We start from the raw sequence: 16065 nt of genomic DNA on the forward strand, positions 1-16065 counted from the left end.
GTCTCACGGGTCGGGAAGCGAATAGGACGATGGCAAGCAATATTGTTTGCATAAGCTTCTCGCGCCGCTTCCTCAGATCTCGCGCTCGCGCGGCCGCTGCCGCCCAAGCCCGGGGGCCGCGTTCGCCGGTCACCTCACCGGTCGCGCGCAATTTACTGCGCCGCCTCGCTTCCGCGTCATGGAAGCGCGCATCGCATCGACGAACCGACGTTTTTGCACGGAGCTCGGTAGGAACCTCACTTAGGTCCTCAAACAAAAAGGATTTGCCCTAGCGTGCAGCCACCATTTCGTTACGCTGCCAACAGCTATGGATGAAGAAATTGGATTAAGGGATATCCCCTCGGACGATTTCGCGCGGCGGTTCTCGATGCGCAGCGGACGAATCATGTGGCTGCTAGGAGCGGGCGTCTCGGCGGCAGCGGGGATCCTGACGGCAGGCGATATGATTTGGCGCTTCAAGCGGGAACTCTACGTCACGCAACGAAAGGCATCTCGCTATGCCGTCGAGGATCTCTCGAACATCTCTGTGCAGTCGCTCCTAAACGCCTTTGTTTCTGAATCCGACAAGCTACCGAGCCCGGGCGCGCCCGACGAATATAGTGCACTTTTCGAAGCGACCTATCCGCAGGAACAGGATCGCCGAACCTACATCGACCATATGGTTCAGGGGATGAAGCCAACGCAGGGCCATCTCGCATTGGCGGCGCTCCTGCAGGCGAAGCACAGCAACATCATCTGGACGACCAACTTCGACCATCTGCTTGACGATGCCTGCGCCCGCACCTTCGGAACCACCGCTGCGTTGAATATCTCGTCGCTCGATGGATCCGGACTGGCAGGCGAGTTCATCTCGGAACAGCAATGGCCGATCGAGGTGAAGCTTCATGGCGACTTTCGGTCGCGGCGGCTGAAAAACACGAGCGAAGAGCTTCGGCATCAGGACGCAAAATTTCGGCGTCAATTGGTTGATGCGTGTCGGAGGTTTGGTCTCGTGGTTGCCGGCTACAGCGGGCGCGACGACTCCGTGATGGATGCACTCGAGGCAGCACTTGAGGAAGCGGATGCGTATCCGGGTGGCCTATTCTGGCTTCACCGTGGCGATCAGTCACCATTCGAGCGCGTATCCCGGCTCCTTGAGCGAGCCGCCGCAGCCGGTGTTGAATGCGGACTGGTGCGCATCGAAAATTTCGATGAGACGATGACCGATCTCCTGCGACTTTTGCCGAGCGTCGATCTTACGCAGCTCGAAGCCGAGGGACAGGAGCGCAGGCGGCTATCGTTTCCGTCAGCGCCCGGCGGAACCAAGGGCTACCCGGTTTTGCGACTGAACGCTCTGCCGGTGAGTCATCCGACCAATTGCAGAAAGATCGTCTGCGGTGTGGAGGGCGCCAAACATGTGCGCGACATCGTCGAGGCTGCCGGCAGCGATCTGATCGTAGCGCGAAGCCAGGCTGGCGTCATAGGCTTCGGCAGCGACGAAGAATTCAGGAAAGTCTTCGGACCGTTCAGCATCTCGGACTTCGGACTGCTCACATTCGAGGACAGGCGGCTGCGTTATGATTCGCAGGAGAGGGGGCTTCTTCGCCGTGCGCTGGTGGCAGCGATAGCCAAAGGGGCGTCGATGGACGTCCGCCCACGCCGCAGTCGAGACCTGCTCGTGCCCAAAGAGCCGCTTGCACAAGAATGGAAAGCGCTTCGGGATCTCGTCGGGCCGATCAGCGGCACAGTCCCCAAGGATCGTACCATCACATGGCGGGAAGGCGTCGGTCTGCGCGCCGAGTGGGCGAGCGATCGGCTATGGCTGCTACTGGAGCCGCGGATCCTCTTTGATGACGACGACGAGCAGAAGAAAGCGATCAGGTCCGACTTTGCGCGCGAACGGACCGTGCGCCGTTACAATCCGATCCTCGACAAGCTCATCGAGTTCTGGTCCCGAACCTGCGCTGGCGAGAATATGCGCGCTTTGGGCATCGGCGATGGCATCGATGCGACGTTCACCGTTGGCAAGCGATCGGCGTTCTCATGGTCGGTAAAACCATGAGCGGCGAGATGCAGCCCCATATTCGCCTGCCCGAACCTCAGCTGTTGTTCCATCCGGATCGGCTGAGCGATACCGACATCCATCCTCTGCGGGGTTTGGCGCGCTTCGGTCCCTATTCCAGCGGTTTCACGCCGTCCCCAATTCGCGTCGCGACTTTAGCGCCTGCGGGAGAGGCCCGGCGATTGTTCGATTTCCTCAGGGAGCTGAACCGGCCAGCGCAGCCACGGGAGCGGAAGGATTATCTTCCTGACTGGACCAGCTTTAATGGTGTGTTCCAGACTCACTTGGCACCCGCGACGTCGTCTTGCCTACGAGAATTGGACGCCGGGTTGGACGATGAGCTGCGCGACCACGCAGCCCCAGAGCTACTCCTTGTCGAACGGATTATACGGGCGATCCAGCTTCTGGAGGCTAACCGGGCCGATTTCGACGTTCTGTTTATCTATCTCCCCGAACGATGGTCTGCAGGATTTTACGGGGAGCATGATTTTGACCTCCATCACCAGCTGAAGGCGTTCACGGCGGGGCGTCAGATTCCGATTCAGATCGTGCGGGAAGACAGCGCGATATCTTATTCCTGTCGCGCGAGTGTCATGTGGCGGATAGGCCTCGCTCTGTACGCCAAGGCAGGTGGCGTGCCCTGGAAGCTCGCCGATGTCGCTGCTGACACTGCTTATATCGGGATCTCATATGCTCTGCGTGCCGTCGATTCTGATCGGCCACGTTTTGTGACCTGCTGCAGCCAAGTCTTCGATGCAGACGGCGCCGGGCTGGAGTTCGTCGCTTACGATACGGCAGAAATGGATGTGCAGCGCGAGAATCCCTTCCTGTCGCACACCGAGATGTTCAAGGTCATTGGACGTTCGCTCGATCTCTACCGCCGCCGACATGCGGGTCGTTCGCCCAGTCGCGTAATGGTTCACAAGTCGACCGAATTCAAAGACGCTGAGATTGAGGGATGTTTCGAGGCCCTCAAACATTGTGAAAGCGTTGACTTGGTGCAGGTCGTCGAAGATGTTGGTTGGCAGGCCGCGCGTTGGGAGCAGGACCGACAGGACGCCACCAAATCACAGGCCGATGGCTATCCGGTAAAGCGCGGAACCTTGCTGGGCCTCGGCGGCAAAGATGCTTTGCTCTGGATGCACGGTGCTGTCGATGGGCTCGGGCGGCGACCCTATTTCCAGGGCGGCCGGGGTACGCCACGCCCTCTGCGCCTCGTGCGTCATGCCGGCCACGGCCCCTGGGATGAGTCTGCTCGCGCTGCCTTGGCGCTGTCGAAGATGAATTGGAACAATGATGGGCTCTACGACCCGCTTCCCGTCACCATGAGCTATGCGAAGACGCTCGCGCAGGTGATCAAACGTATGCCAAGTATGGGGAAGGGGACCTACCAGTTCCGTTTCTTCATGTGACGTCGGACAACGCTTATCTAATCAGATCCGTCTTCAAGCTCTTCAAAGCCGGAACCAAGGCTGTCAGCCTCTCAAGCGCAATCACAGGCTGCGCACTCAGACTCGGTGTGACCGCACGATCATAGACCGCCATGCAGTTCTTCTTACGAAGGCGCGAATGATAGACGATTCCGTCAAGATCAGTCGTATCGTAGAGGAGCTGGCTGAAGGCGCGGGCTTCGTCATGCGCTTTGGCGCCGACGATGTCCGTCGAGATGCCGAGCTTGAAGCAGGCGTCGCCGCGCAGGCTGAGGAGACGCAGAGCGCGAGCCGCCGAGACCTCGCAGATGCCCCAATCGGCGATGTCGGAGGCGGCCAGCTCGCGGGCCGTCTGGCCCTCGAAGCGATCGCGGACGATCGCCTCGGCAATCGCTGTCGGCAGATCCTCCGCGATATAAAGCAGCTTGAAGGTTTTGGTCGGGCTGGCGAAGCGGGTTTCGCCGAAGCCCATGCCAAGTGGCGTGCCGCGCCGCGCCCAGGGGGTACAGCGCAGATAGTCAGCCGGCTCGACCCGGCGTGTCAGCGATTTGATGATCTTAGGGTCGAGCGCCATCGTCCGCGATTAGTCGATCTCGCGGTCAAAGTCCCGGCGTGCGATGGCGCTGACCTGATCCGTCCTTGAGGCTCGCAGCAGCGCCAGCGGCGTCTGTCCGTCCAAAGCGCCATGCGGCTGTCGCAGCCAGAGCCAGGCCGACCGGGGATCCGGGGCAACGCCAAGGACATCGGCGAGCCCCTGCAGCGGGCGGCCGTCGATGAACTGTTCGAGGGGATACGCCAGCTTGCGCTGTCCGCGGAGCAAGCCGACGACGGCGCCTTGCTTGTGCCAGGTGTTGAGCGTCGACCGTTTGACTCCGAATTGCGTCTCGATGTCACCAGCGCCACCAACCGGTCCCGCCCACTCCTCGATCGGCTTTGGGGTCGCATAAGCGTCGAGACGGGCACGCCCCTCCGTGATAGTGACCAACTCGCCGAGACCGCTACCGCGCGTACGCTCGACCTTCCCGCCTTCCGCCGTCTCGGCGGGCATGAGCTGCTGAGCAACCTGCTCCAGAGCAGCGCGCAGCTTATGCTCGCGCGCCAACTTGCGCAGACGCCTTTCGGGAAAAGCGGACATGACATCGACGGCAATCGAGACGAATTGTGCCATGGTCTTGAGCTCAGCGGCCGGGGCGCTCGGGTTGTGCACGCGGAGCGCGGCCTGAGCCTCGTCGACATCCAGCTTCAGCGCAGCTTCACTCATGACCGCCTCCAAACACAATGATAGATTGGCTAGATAGTACAGATTGTACGGATTGTCCAGAGGAGGTTCCGCAAACCTTGCTATCGACCGGACATCAGCGACTGCTCCGCTTGCGTGCTGTGTTCGTGTGATCATTCACACTGAGTGCTGCATGACGGGTGCTGTTTCAGTGGACGCCCATGCCCTGTCTAGATCGGACGCTGATGTCCTCTCGCGATCGGACTTCGGCGACCAGGCGGTAGGTCTTGATGAGCGCGTCCCAATAGCCGATATCGGTGTCAATGAGGATATAGACCATGCAAATCATCAAGACCACCACCGGGGCGAAACTTGTGCCCAGCAAGATCGTGCCACTCAATGCCAAAGGGAAGGCCGACTCTCGCAAGGCGTCGGAGCGCAAGTTCGGCAAGCCGGTGATGGACCTCGGCTTCTGTATCGTACCGTCCTTGCTGATGTGGGCGCAGGCCCGGCTCGGCATCAACCCGGTTCAGTTCAACATCATCATGCAGTTCGCCGACATGTGGTGGGATCCCGACCGCAAGCCCTGGCCGACCAAGAAGCTGCTGTCCGACCGGATCGGCTTGAGTGAGCGCCAGATCCAGCGCCAGATCGCCGCCCTCGAGGAAGCCGGGCTGGTCGAGCGGATCGAGCGCACGCGACCGGGACGCGGCAAGACGAGCAACGAATATGACCTGACGGGCCTGGTTCAGAAGCTGAAAAAGCTTGAGCCAGAATTCACCGCCATGAAGGAGGAAAACAGCAAGCGCCGCAAGAATGTGGCGCTGCCCAAGCATCGCCAGCAGGCGTAGGCCCTGCGGGGACGGATCTCCTCCGTCGCCGCGCCCCGCACAGCAGATGACAGCCCGCGCGGCCGCGCGGGAGAGGTTTCCGGGGCCAGGGGCCAAGTGGCGGGTGGCGTGCACGGCCACCCGCCACCCTATTTTTCGCGAAAGCCCGCCATGTTGGAATTGTTCGATCTCGAGGCGCTGATTGCGCGCTATCCGCAAGACGCTGCGATCGCGGCGTTGAGACCGCTCGTGCGCGCTGCGATCTCTATGTACTCGGTCTGCAACGACCTGAAGCGCGCAGCCGAGATGATGGCGGCCTGCAAAGCGGTGTCGCGATCGATGCGGGGCACGGCCCAGCAGGGTACAGAGCTTCGCCGCGACGAGGCCGCGACCGTGCAGGCGTTGTTTGCACAGACCGTCCTTCTCTACACCCGTGCCACGCACAGCGATGGGAAGGGGCGCAAAAAGCTCCAGATCACCAGTCAACTCGATCAGGAACAGCGCGCCTTGCACGTACGCATCACCACGCTGCGCGATCGCTATCTCGCGCATTTCGGCCACGCCTCGGGCTGGGAAGAGCATCGCGCCGTCCTCGCGCTCGATCTCGAGAAGGCCCAGATGGCACTCAGCTATCCTCATTCGAGCGCTTATATTCGGGTGGCCGACGCGGTCGACCTCGAGCGAATGCTTGGTCTGGCCCTGCCGATTGCGCAGGCGCAGTCTGCCAAAGTGTCGCACAAGCTCAATCTGGCTGTGAATGGGCTGTTCGATTCCCACCCCGATTTCGTGGAGCAGCTCCGGCAGGCACGATTTGAGCCGACATCCTTCTTCGATGCTGACGAAACTCAGCCCTATCTCGACAGTGTTGGTCGGCTCGACCCCGACGCGCCGACCGCGCCGCGGATTGGCGGCGTTCGCCCCGGCACCCCGCCCGACGGTCGCGACGCGGAGGACGCGTGATGACCGCGTGCCTTCAGACGGTCGCGGCGGCCGCCGCCCACACCTGGCTCAGCGCAATTGGGCAGGCGCGCGCAGCGTATCAGCCGTCCTCGCCCTCGGACCGGCTCTCGATGTCGGCGCGTATGCGTTCGGACCATTCGCCGAGCGCGACGTGGGCCTCCCAGCTGGCGAGTGGCGCGAGGAAGCTGGCTAGATAGCCGCCGAGCGAACCCGACCAGGATCTGGGGAAGATGCGCGTGCGCAAGCCGGCGCGAAACGCGGGGGAGGCGCCGTAGCGTGTAGCAAGTTGCTCAAGCGCAGGATGCCAGACCCATGTCTCGTCCTCTTGCACGAGAATGGGATAGAAGCTGAGTACGAAACCCAATCGCGCTGCGGGATCCGCATCGACCCAGTCGAGCAGCGCGCTTTCCGGGGTCTTGAACAGGAGGCCCGGGCCGCTGCGACCCACTTCCCGTCCAAAGGACTGGGTCGGTGCGAGAATGCGGCCCAGTCGTTCGCGTTCGTAGCGCGTGGCGCCCTCATAGAAGGTGCTGAGCACGTGCCAGACCTCGAGCGGGGCGTTGTCGACGACCGGGACGAGCGATTTGCGTAGCGCTTCGGCGATACGGAATTGCGCTTCGGCGGACTGGCAAGACCGCGTGACGATGCCTGCAAAGCCGCGCGCAAAGGCCGAATCGATGGCATTGCCCCGAGCGAGGCGCTTGATCAGCGCTTCGAGCGAATGCTCGGCATGGCCAACATGGTCCGCCGGTCCATCGGCGATCGGCGGCGCGAGCACGACACGCTTGAGGAGGTCGAGGATTTCGGGTGCGATATGCTGCTTGCCGTGCGTGACCATGTTCAGAATCTCAACTGCCGCCCACGCGCCGCGGTCGTCGACGCGGCCGATGAGCGCGTCGATCAGCTCAGCGAGGACATCGTGCGAGGTTGTGTCGAGCCCGCGGCCATAGGAGATCGGGACGACGCGACGGAGGTCGAATTTCCCGGCGCGAATGTCGGCGGCGAGACCGCGGACGCGCGCGTCGGTCATACGAAGCGCCGTGTAGATATCCATCTCGTCGGTAAGCAGGACGGTCGAACCTCGCGCGATGGCGACCAGGGCGTCGTCGCGCTCGGTATCGTCGGCGAGCCGGCGATCGAGGCTGGTCAGGAGCGCGCGCACGAAGCCGATGCCGGTCCGGCCCTCACCGCGGTCGAGCACCTTCGTCGCCTTGGCAAAAGTGTCGAGCGGATTGGCTAGATACTGGGCCAGTGCGTCGGCGAAGGGAAAGGGCGTGTTGGTGTCGGTGCCTGCCATGACCTCGATCGCGCGTGAGAGAAGCGCGGGGTCGGCCGCGATCCCGGGCGCCAGCGCCCGGACCCGGCGCGCCGGATATTCGTGATCGGGATTGTCGCTATCGGCGGCATAGCGGGTGTCGGGGTCGTGGATATCGGTGCTCCAATAGCGACTGTAGAGCAGGACCTGGTCGACTGGGTCAGAAGGGAGCGTCAGGTCGTATAGTGCGCGGATGGCTCGTGCCCGGTCATTCTCCTCGGCGGGCCGGTCGAAATAGAGCCAGTCGCCGATGCTGTGCGTCGCATCGAACCAGTGGCCGCGCAGCCCCACGATCTCGCGGGCAAATGTCTCGACAAGGTCGAGGACATCGAACTCGACGAGTATACGCAGATCGCCCGCGACGATCTCTTCGATCCGGCCGCGCAGGTCTGTGTGGGTGCACCAGAGCCCGAGCAGCTTTTCCAGCGCCCAGCGAAAATAGCCGAGCACCTGAGCGTCGTCGGGTTGCCATTCCTCGAAGGGTTCCCCTCCGATCCCGCCGAAATCGCCGAAACGCGTGATATGTGTTGTCAGCATCGCTCCCGCCGCCTCGACACAGGCGCGCCTCATGCGGGGATCGGTCTCCTCAAGGGCTTCGAGCAGCGCGTGGCGCCGTTTCTGCTCGTCAGCGCCAGTCCCAGATAGGGCGACCTGAAATAGCTGGCGCAGCAGCTGGACGATCGGTGTCTCGCGGGCCAGATCCGAGGCGGCGGCGAGCTTGATGACGACCGGCACCGCATAGGGAAAGGTGCGCGGCATCGAGGCGAGCAAGCGGAGCGCATCGAGGAGCGCGCCGTTCACATCGAGCGTCGCCAGATCGTCGATAGTCTTGACGTGAACCGCATAGGACAGGGCGCGGAGCATCGTGTCGGGATCGGCATGGACGAAGGCGACCAGATAGGGCGTTGCCGCCTGGCTCAGCACGCGGTCGTCGCCCAGCCAGCCCCGCAGCACGATGTCGCGGACCACCGCGACGGCGGTGGGTGAGCGCTCGTCCAGCGACTGCCAGCGGCTGAGCATCGCGTCGCGTGCCTGCGGTGACGCCGTCTGGAGGAACGCCTGGATGCTCGAGGGGCGCAGATGTGCGAGGCGGCGCGATGCCAGGAAATTGGCGATCAAATCCATTGAGACGGAAAGACGATCATGATTGCGCTCGACGAGCCGCCGCGCGCTCGCCTTGACCAGATGCTCATAGACCAGCGCCCCGCGCATCTGGACCAGATCCTCGCACAGGGCGTCGAACGCCTGGGGGTCGCTGTCGGGGTCCAGCCAGTCGAAGAGGGCGAGGCATTCGAGCGCGCGCACCGTGTCGGCATCGTCGGTTCGCTCGGCGATCAGCCGCTCGGCAACCTCGCCCAGCGAGCGTTTGACGCCCCAATTATCAGCGCCGGCGCTTGAGAACAGCAAGGCATGGGCCGGATAGCCGTCGCAATGATCAACGAGGGTTTCGCGGAGCGCCGCCGGCGTTTGCGGGAGAGCAGCCTTGAGTATACCGTGACAGGTGGCCCTGTCAGGCAGGGCCCGGATCATCATGCAATCGTCGGCGTCCTCGCGCCCCTCTGTTCCGATGGTCACGATCCGCAACAGGCTGTCGGCCTCGCGGGCCAGGTCGACCAGCACCCGTGCGTCGTCGAGCGGACAGGAATCGACTACGAGGATCGCATCGGTGCCGGCATTTTTCAGATGATGCGCCACGTCGAAGACATGGGCGGCGGATTCGCGCCAGTCGCAGAAGATGAGATTGGCGGTGCTGACGTCGAGTAGCGTCCCGGTGGCACCGACCAGCGCCTCATGAAGGGCGCGGGTCTTGCCGAGGCCCGAGGAACCCCAGATCCGTACACAGGCATGCTGTGCCACGAGATGGCCGAGGATATGGGGCCCGAGCGCATCGAAGCGAAGGCGCTGGTTGGGCAAAGGCCCGGTCGAGAATTCACGTTCGGCGATAGCGACGAAGGGAGGCATGGTGAGCGCGGTTCGCTTGCCCCAGCGCTCTAACGTGCCGAAGGTCGACAGCGAGAAGCCAGCGGCCCGCTCGCGGATCCAGAGCGCGACGGCGGGATGGGCGTTCGCCCAGGCCATGAGTTTGTTGCCGTCAAAGACCTGGATCGAGGCGAGATTGGCGGGATCGCCGCCCGCTGCCTCAATACCGTAGCGGATGGCTTGCTCTCGCGCGGCGATCTTGTCCTTGACCCGGGGCGAGCCGGTCACGCCGATATAAGCGGCGCCGCGCTGGAGGGCACCGACGATCGCCGGGCTGAGTTCTTTTTTCGTGACACGCTTAGGCTGCGATCTCTTGGTCCAGACCTCCTTAGTCCACTGTGCATCGCCATGGTCGGTCGCCTTGCATTGGAAGACGACATCGCGGCACGGGAGGAAGGAGGTTGACGGCTTCCCGCCGTGCCAGAGAACACTGCCATCCTCGCCGCCATCGGCGATGGTCACCTGAAGCGGTACGTTCACGCCCCTAAGCGGAATATCGGCGCTGCGCGCCTCGGCATGGACGAGGGCGCGCAGAAGCTCGACAAGCTCCTTGCCGTCAAGACGATCGATTTCTTCTGCGCTTACCGTGAACATGCTCTCCTTGTGCCGAGCGGTGACCATTCAGGAAAGCGATAACGCCGTCGGAACGACCGAAGCTCAGCCAAGTCCGGGCTGTGTCACCAGTGTCACTTTACCCGCGCGGGTAAAGTGACACTGGTGATTATTGTTGAGCTGGGTGATTTAGGGGGATTCACAGCGGAATCGCTTGTGCTAGATTCCTGCTATGTTCCACCAAACAGACCTCTTTGACCATATCAAGCAAGCCCCGCAGGCTGTGGCGCCGCCAGCCGTCGCGCTGCCAGATCTTGTCGAGCGCGTTTCGCAGGTATCGAAACGTCCGAGATATGTGTTGCTCATCCTCAACCTGATCGCGAAGGCGGCAGGAGAGAATGGCAGTCTCGGACCTTATGTCCGAAGCGAAGCCGACCAGGTTCCGGTACGCGACTGGCTTTGCCGGGCACTGGCGCCGCTGGCCAATCGCGACTGTCGCCGCACGGCCATGATTGCAGCGATCCGGTCGGAGCTGATGGCAAACGCTGACGCCTCGGAAAATGCGGGCGATCTGGCTCAGCAGCAGGATGAGGAGATCGAGGCGCGCATCCTGCGATCCGGTCGGACGAATGTGAGCCGGGCGGTATCGGACCTTGTACGCGCCGGATTGCTGCACCGCCATTATCAGGGCTACCGCGTCGATCATCCCAATCGGGGCGCGCAGCGCGAAGCCGTTTATACGATAGCGCCGGATGTGCGACTGGCGTTGGCAGGCAACTGTTAAGGCATATTTGCTGCGCAGTGGATAAGGCCGACTGACCGAATAGAGACGGACGGCGATCTGGCGAAGCAACCATAACCCATTGATAAATTTAACATAAGATATATTATCGGACTATGCGTGTGTAAGCGGGCGGATTCTATCTCGAAGTGCGAAACTCGCGCTATTTGGGGGTTTCAACCCGTGAGGATCGCACATGCGATGCTGTGGCAAAGCCAACCTGGGCTAGCCAGGTTCCTAGGGTCGGGACTCATAAGCGCCCGTCCAGAGCCGCCGCATTAGCGAGCATTACCATTCGGCGATCTGCGATGCCGAACAAGCCATAGCAGACGCTGACAACCGATGACCGAGCCCCGCGCCAGTACCAAAGTGACGACGAGCCATCCGCAAATGGCTGCGACGAAGACGCCAGGATGCCCGGTCCACGTCACATGTGTGACCCCTCTGCCGGGCCAATCCACCCCGCCCGTGAGCATCCCGACGACGACTTGGATCGCTCCTAAAACGCACAAGGCGAGCACGACTATAAGTCGTAGCACCATCGCCGTCGGCGACCGTGTCTTCCAATCAGGTCCGCCGCTCATCTCCCCAAGCTAGCACCGAGATCCGGGTTTGGGCAAACGTTTGCATTCTCCCACTTGCCATTCACGTCGCCATAGTTGTGTGAATTTGATTCATAACCACCATGTGATCGCAGCCACGAGATAGATCGCCCCGAAGAAGTTGGAAGCGAGCTTGTCATAGCGGGTGGCGATGCGGCGATAGTCCTTGAGGCGGCAAAACATGCGCTCGACGGCATTGTGGCCCTTGTAGAGCGTCTTGGAGAAGCAGCTTTTCCAGCGCCGGTTGGTCTTGGACGGGATGTTAGGGACCGCACCTTGGTGCTCGATCAAGTCGCGGATCGCGTTGCTGTCGTAGGTCTTGTCGGCGAGAACAATGGTCTGCGGCGCTAGATTATCGAGCAGTGTGTCGGCTGCGCGGCAATCTGCGACCTGACCGCCGGTCAGCAGGAAGCGGAGCGGCCGGCCTTCGCCATCGGTGAGCGCGTGTAGTTTGCTGTTTCTGCCTCCCCGACTGACCCGATTGCCTGGAGGAGCGCCCCCCTTTTCCGCCGCCCGCCGAGCGATGCGTCTTCATGTGGGTGCTGTCGATCAGAACCTCGGCGGGCGGCCCGGCCGCCGCCGGGAGGGTGATAAACAATTCCTGCCAAACGCCCTTCGCCGCCTAACGTACGAACCGGTTATAGAGCGTTTTCCTCGGCCCGTAGCAGGCCGGCGCATCGACCCAGCGTCCGCCCGTTTTGATCACATGGATGATCCCGCTGATCACCCGACGATCATCGACCCGGGCGACCCGACGAACTTTGTCCGGCAGCAACGGTCGAAGCCGCTCGAACTGCTCCTCACTCAACCGAAACTCGCTCAAGTCCAGGCCCCTGATGTCGCAGAACCTGGATCACATTTGAGCAGCCGTGGGAATCCCATTTATGGGTCCCGACCCTAGGGGTTTGACCGCTCGACGCGGGCGCGGCCGACCTATGGGCGAAGGTAGCAGCGGGGAGGAGGGAAAGCGTTCTGAGTGATCGCTTTCCACTTCTAAGTGCCGGCTGTCGGCTGGACCTTGCCGATCATTTGGTCAGCCTTCCAGACTTCCACGCCGTGAGCATACCTCAGCTGACATGCCTGTTCGAGCGCCTCGGCGTCATCGCGGCACACAACATCATCACGCAGCGTGACATGCCCGTCGGAGTTGAGGAAGAAAAACAGATATTTGTGTCCACCCATCGTTATTTCCGACGCAACCTACAGGAAGGCCGCGCAATAATGAGTGTGCTATTAACTGTCTAGCACGAGCATCGAACCGGTGAGGAGATCGCCGCCCGGAGCAACCCGCTGGGCGCCTTAAAGATCTAGATCGAGACAGCATGCGTCAGCGATCAAGCGCAGGAGTTCATTCGTTACGAACGGCTTCTGACAATAGCGCGTATTCCTGTACCGCACAGGAAGAAAGCGCACGTCACGGCCGGTCACAAATATGATAGGTACGCCGACTTCGCACAGAATGTCGGCAAGCCCAAAGGAGTCCCCTCTCACTAACTCGATGTCGAGCAGCGCGCAACCAAGCCTTCCCTGAAGAGCGGTAATGAGCTTCAGGGCGGCATCTACGCTCGATATTGGCCCCTCAATCTTGGCACCGTTTGACTCCAGCATGTAAGCAAGATCTGTAGCAATTAGATAATCGTCTTCTAAAATCAAAAGACGACAGCCAGAAAGGCAGAGCGGCACCTTGAGCTAGCCTCGCGCTACCAAACGAGCATCAGAGCCTTTTGGGATGGTGGCTACCTTGCGGTCGCCGCACCACAAATCGCAATCGGTTTCCTCATGGCGAAGCGCTAACAATGTCAGGGCCTCGTCATCGTCATCCGCTTCGAACTCAGAGCGCTCAGAGATGGTCGTACCTTTCCAGCAAATCAGGGGATACACCGGGATCTGATTCCTCCCCTCCGGGATTAGACTATATCTGTCCGTAACGATCCATCTTCAATCGACTGAGCTTAATATTTATTAAGGCGTCAAACCGAGCAACGTGGCGGATTAGGAGGTAGTGTGACAGGAGTACCCTTCGGTTCCCTGCCCTCTCACGGAGCCCCGCGGAGCCCCTCAAGATGGCGGCTATCAAACCTGCCCCTGGACGTCGTGATGAAGCTCTATCGCGAGAGACAGCTCTGAGAGCTGTCCCAGCCTGTTCGGTGCCGCGCTAAGTATCGGAGTTAAGGTAAGATCTGTTATTTGATCGGTAAGCTGTAGGCGAAACTTAGAGGCGTCACCGACTGTTTGAGCAGAGCTATCTACCTTATTGCTGATATCATAAGAAGTACTGAGTTAAGCCGCTTCGTATTTCGCGCCATGGTCCCGATCGGCGCCTCTCCACGATATCTTGGGGACCTTCGTCCCGGAAAACCGTAGCATTTTGATGAAGGATCAGGGCGCAACAGATAGTCTGCTGTCAGCATGGCCGCCAGAACGAGTAGAAGCACGCCTGCCGCGCCCGACTTCAACCGAACGAGCGGTGGCTCGTCGCGCAGCTTCATGAAGATCCACAGGATCAACGATGCCTTGGCACCGGCAACTACCAGATTGATCACTTGTCGCCATACGCCGATCGGAAGGAAGGATGCACCGATAGTCGCGGCGAGGAGCAGCATCAGCGCCAGCCACGTCCAAATGAGGTGTCCTACGTTCATGTCAGCGGCTCAAATAGAGGATCGGAAACAGGAACACCCAGACGATATCGACCAGATGCCAATAAAGCCCGATATTCTTAACTGCGACCGCGCTCGTTGGCGGCGATCCGCGCAGCCGCCAAAATCACCGTTGCGTCGCGGCCGCCGAGCACCGCCGCATCGTGCATCGTGCATCGTGCATCGCGGTCGCGAGCCCGTCGAGCGTGACGCCGCAGAGGTTCGGGCACAGCCACAGAGCTCTTCCCGGCGCCGGCGTCCGACAACTTGGTGGTGAGACGAAAGCGGGGACGCCGTCCTCTCGCCCGTGTCCGGCCGGCCGCGGCAGCGCTTTAACCGGCGCGAACGGGGCCAATGGCGATGGCGGCCGGTTCGGTCGCAAGAACCGAAGCACCACCGCATCAGCAGGGCCTGCGGTTCGCTGTGTGGATGGCTACCCTCGGGCCCTGCTGCTTCCGAGGGTGACATTTCTAACTGGCGGAGAAACTGACTTCCCTAAATGGCAGGGACAGAGCCGGTGATTTAAGCCAGTACCGAATTCGCGATCGTTTCCCACAGGCGCATCGAGCGCTCCAGATCATAGACCTTGGGCGAAAAGACGACCTCGCTGACACCAAGTTCTTGGAGTTCTCGAATCTGATGAAAATTATGGAGCACATGCTCGACGTCGTCGGTAACTAATGTGATCTCCAGCGCGTCCATGTTCCGACCACGGCGGTCCATCTCCCGGCGAAGCGAATCGAGTAAATTTCGCAGCTCTTCCGGGCTCTTGTACAAACACTGAATTCCGTCGCCAAGTTCGGCGGTGCGCCTAATCATCGGATCCCCCTCCCCGCCGATCAGAATTTTCGGCGATGGCTTTTGCCAAGGGAACACGGTGAGACGCGCACCGCTGTCAGGCAAGGACGGGCTGGCAATCTCTCGCACCTCATCTTGCCAAAGGGCGCGTAGCACGCGGATACTCTCATTTGTACGAGCTCCGCGCTGATTAAACGGCACCCCGAGCGCTTCGAACTCCTTCTGCGACCAACCAACCCCGACCCCGAGTACGAAGCGGCCGCCTGAAATCAGGTCAAGGGTAGCAATGGTTTGCGCCAACTGTATCGGTTGGCGATAGGGAGCCACAGTGACCCCCGTTCCGAGCCGGATCCGCGTTGTCGCATTCGCTGCCGCCGCGAGAACGATAAACTGGTCCGGCCAGCTGCACTGCGGCTTGAAGGAAGCGGTGTCATATGGATAGTTTTCAACATCAGCATCGGGTGGAATGGCGATATGATCGCCTAACCACAACGTCGAATAGCCCAGCGATTCGATGTGTTGGGCAAGCCGGACATGGTCTCCAGGCAATGGCCTGGCGCTGAAGCTTTCACTGCAATTGGCGCCGAACTTCATCGCCTGCCCTTCTCTTGTTTCTGAGCATCTTGGTCTGTTCCAGCGCGGTTGGCCTTCAGCCGCGATCCATCTTCGAAGTGAACCACGGATCGACACTGGCCCCATAAGCTCGTTCTCGTCCGCCGACTACAATCTTCCAGGTGCTGTCTCCGACCACGTCGTGCACACCATGTCCGAGTGGCACGTTCGTCGTCTTCAGCCCTCGTCATCGGCAGGAACTGTCCCGAAGATGATGGTGTCACGGCTAGAGGTGTGTCGGTGGCGGGCGGTCTTCTGCCGGCAGCGCAAAGTAACGCCGAAATCCGTCCGCGATCGATTGATATA

General features: G+C 61.2%; 12 protein-coding genes and 1 pseudogene. 4 read left to right on the forward strand and 9 right to left on the reverse strand.

The annotated features are described in order from the left end of the window. Positions 1-670 precede the first annotated feature (670 nt). Together AAC645_RS18480 and AAC645_RS18485 are read left to right on the forward strand one after the other, a co-directional pair. Positions 671-2041 carry an SIR2 family protein gene (locus AAC645_RS18480; protein WP_340318066.1) on the forward strand — a complete coding sequence of 457 codons (1371 nt, stop codon included), beginning with the start codon at positions 671-673 and terminating at the stop codon, positions 2039-2041. Continuing rightward, positions 2023-3453, forward strand: a complete 1431-nt coding sequence (locus AAC645_RS18485; RefSeq protein ID WP_340318054.1) for an argonaute/piwi family protein — start codon at positions 2023-2025, stop codon at positions 3451-3453. Before AAC645_RS18480 ends, AAC645_RS18485 begins: the two co-directional genes overlap by 19 nt. Before the next feature lie 13 nt (positions 3454-3466). On the opposite strand, the gene AAC645_RS18490 is transcribed toward AAC645_RS18485, so the two are convergent. The 3 genes from AAC645_RS18490 to AAC645_RS18500 all read right to left on the reverse strand — a co-directional run bounded on the left by AAC645_RS18490 (position 3467) and on the right by AAC645_RS18500 (position 5030). Next, positions 3467-4045, reverse strand: a complete 579-nt coding sequence (locus tag AAC645_RS18490) for an RES family NAD+ phosphorylase (protein ID WP_340318055.1) — start codon at positions 4043-4045, stop codon at positions 3467-3469. Positions 4046-4054: 9 nt separating this feature from the next. Continuing rightward, on the reverse strand, positions 4055-4732 hold the full coding sequence (locus AAC645_RS18495; RefSeq protein ID WP_340318056.1) for an antitoxin Xre/MbcA/ParS-like domain-containing protein: 678 nt from the start codon (positions 4730-4732) through the stop codon (positions 4055-4057). 166 nt (positions 4733-4898) lie between these two features. Beyond that, entirely contained in the window at positions 4899-5030 is a 132-nt protein-coding gene (locus tag AAC645_RS18500; protein ID WP_340318057.1) for a hypothetical protein, read from the reverse strand. Here AAC645_RS18500 and AAC645_RS18505 point away from each other — a divergent pair. Together AAC645_RS18505 and AAC645_RS18510 are read left to right on the forward strand one after the other, a co-directional pair. Continuing rightward, positions 5029-5541: a helix-turn-helix domain-containing protein gene (locus AAC645_RS18505; RefSeq protein ID WP_340318058.1), complete on the forward strand. Its 513-nt coding sequence runs from the start codon at positions 5029-5031 to the stop codon at positions 5539-5541. The two genes, AAC645_RS18500 and AAC645_RS18505, sit on opposite strands and share 2 nt — an antisense overlap. Positions 5542-5769: 228 nt before the next feature. Further along, complete coding sequence (locus tag AAC645_RS18510) at positions 5770-6480, forward strand: hypothetical protein (protein ID WP_340318059.1); 711 nt, start codon at positions 5770-5772, stop codon at positions 6478-6480. A 79-nt stretch (positions 6481-6559) separates the two neighbouring features. Here AAC645_RS18510 and AAC645_RS18515 read toward each other — a convergent pair whose 3' ends face one another. From AAC645_RS18515 to AAC645_RS18540, 6 genes and pseudogenes are all read right to left on the reverse strand, one after another. Continuing rightward, entirely contained in the window at positions 6560-10369 is a 3810-nt protein-coding gene (locus AAC645_RS18515; RefSeq protein WP_340318060.1) for a hypothetical protein, read from the reverse strand. A gap of 157 nt (positions 10370-10526) precedes the next feature. Continuing rightward, the gene (locus AAC645_RS18520; protein WP_340318061.1) at positions 10527-11180 is read right to left on the reverse strand and encodes a hypothetical protein; all 654 of its coding nucleotides are present in this window, start codon (positions 11178-11180) and stop codon (positions 10527-10529) included. 602 nt (positions 11181-11782) lie between these two features. Further along, positions 11783-12533: pseudogene (locus AAC645_RS18525) on the reverse strand (IS5 family transposase). Positions 12534-12703: 170 nt separating this feature from the next. After that, positions 12704-12892 carry a hypothetical protein gene (locus AAC645_RS18530; protein WP_340318062.1) on the reverse strand — a complete coding sequence of 63 codons (189 nt, stop codon included), beginning with the start codon at positions 12890-12892 and terminating at the stop codon, positions 12704-12706. Between the two features lie 1064 nt (positions 12893-13956). Further along, positions 13957-14352 carry a cytochrome C oxidase subunit IV family protein gene (locus AAC645_RS18535; RefSeq protein ID WP_340318063.1) on the reverse strand — a complete coding sequence of 132 codons (396 nt, stop codon included), beginning with the start codon at positions 14350-14352 and terminating at the stop codon, positions 13957-13959. Positions 14353-14871: 519 nt separating this feature from the next. Further along, a complete protein-coding gene (locus AAC645_RS18540; RefSeq protein WP_340318064.1) occupies positions 14872-15741 on the reverse strand; it encodes a TIGR03619 family F420-dependent LLM class oxidoreductase in 870 nt (289 codons plus the stop codon). Positions 15742-16065: the final 324 nt, after the last annotated feature.

Origin of the sequence: Rhizorhabdus argentea, assembly GCF_037861105.1 — a bacterium.
Taxonomy (GTDB): domain Bacteria; phylum Pseudomonadota; class Alphaproteobacteria; order Sphingomonadales; family Sphingomonadaceae; genus Rhizorhabdus; species Rhizorhabdus argentea.

Excerpts from the sequence above, each read along its gene's own strand:
- AAC645_RS18480 (WP_340318066.1), top strand. The coding sequence starts at position 671 with ATGAAGCCAACGCAGGGCCATCTCGCATTGGCGGCGCTCCTGCAGGCG.
- AAC645_RS18485 (WP_340318054.1), top strand. The coding sequence starts at position 2,023 with ATGGTCGGTAAAACCATGAGCGGCGAGATGCAGCCCCATATTCGCCTG.
- AAC645_RS18490 (WP_340318055.1), bottom strand. The coding sequence starts at position 4,045 with ATGGCGCTCGACCCTAAGATCATCAAATCGCTGACACGCCGGGTCGAG.
- AAC645_RS18495 (WP_340318056.1), bottom strand. The coding sequence starts at position 4,732 with ATGAGTGAAGCTGCGCTGAAGCTGGATGTCGACGAGGCTCAGGCCGCG.
- AAC645_RS18505 (WP_340318058.1), top strand. The coding sequence starts at position 5,029 with ATGCAAATCATCAAGACCACCACCGGGGCGAAACTTGTGCCCAGCAAG.
- AAC645_RS18500 (WP_340318057.1), bottom strand. The coding sequence starts at position 5,030 with ATGGTCTATATCCTCATTGACACCGATATCGGCTATTGGGACGCGCTC.
- AAC645_RS18515 (WP_340318060.1), bottom strand. The coding sequence starts at position 10,369 with ATGTTCACGGTAAGCGCAGAAGAAATCGATCGTCTTGACGGCAAGGAG.
- AAC645_RS18530 (WP_340318062.1), bottom strand. The coding sequence starts at position 12,892 with ATGGGTGGACACAAATATCTGTTTTTCTTCCTCAACTCCGACGGGCAT.
- AAC645_RS18535 (WP_340318063.1), bottom strand. The coding sequence starts at position 14,352 with ATGAACGTAGGACACCTCATTTGGACGTGGCTGGCGCTGATGCTGCTC.
- AAC645_RS18540 (WP_340318064.1), bottom strand. The coding sequence starts at position 15,741 with ATGAAGTTCGGCGCCAATTGCAGTGAAAGCTTCAGCGCCAGGCCATTG.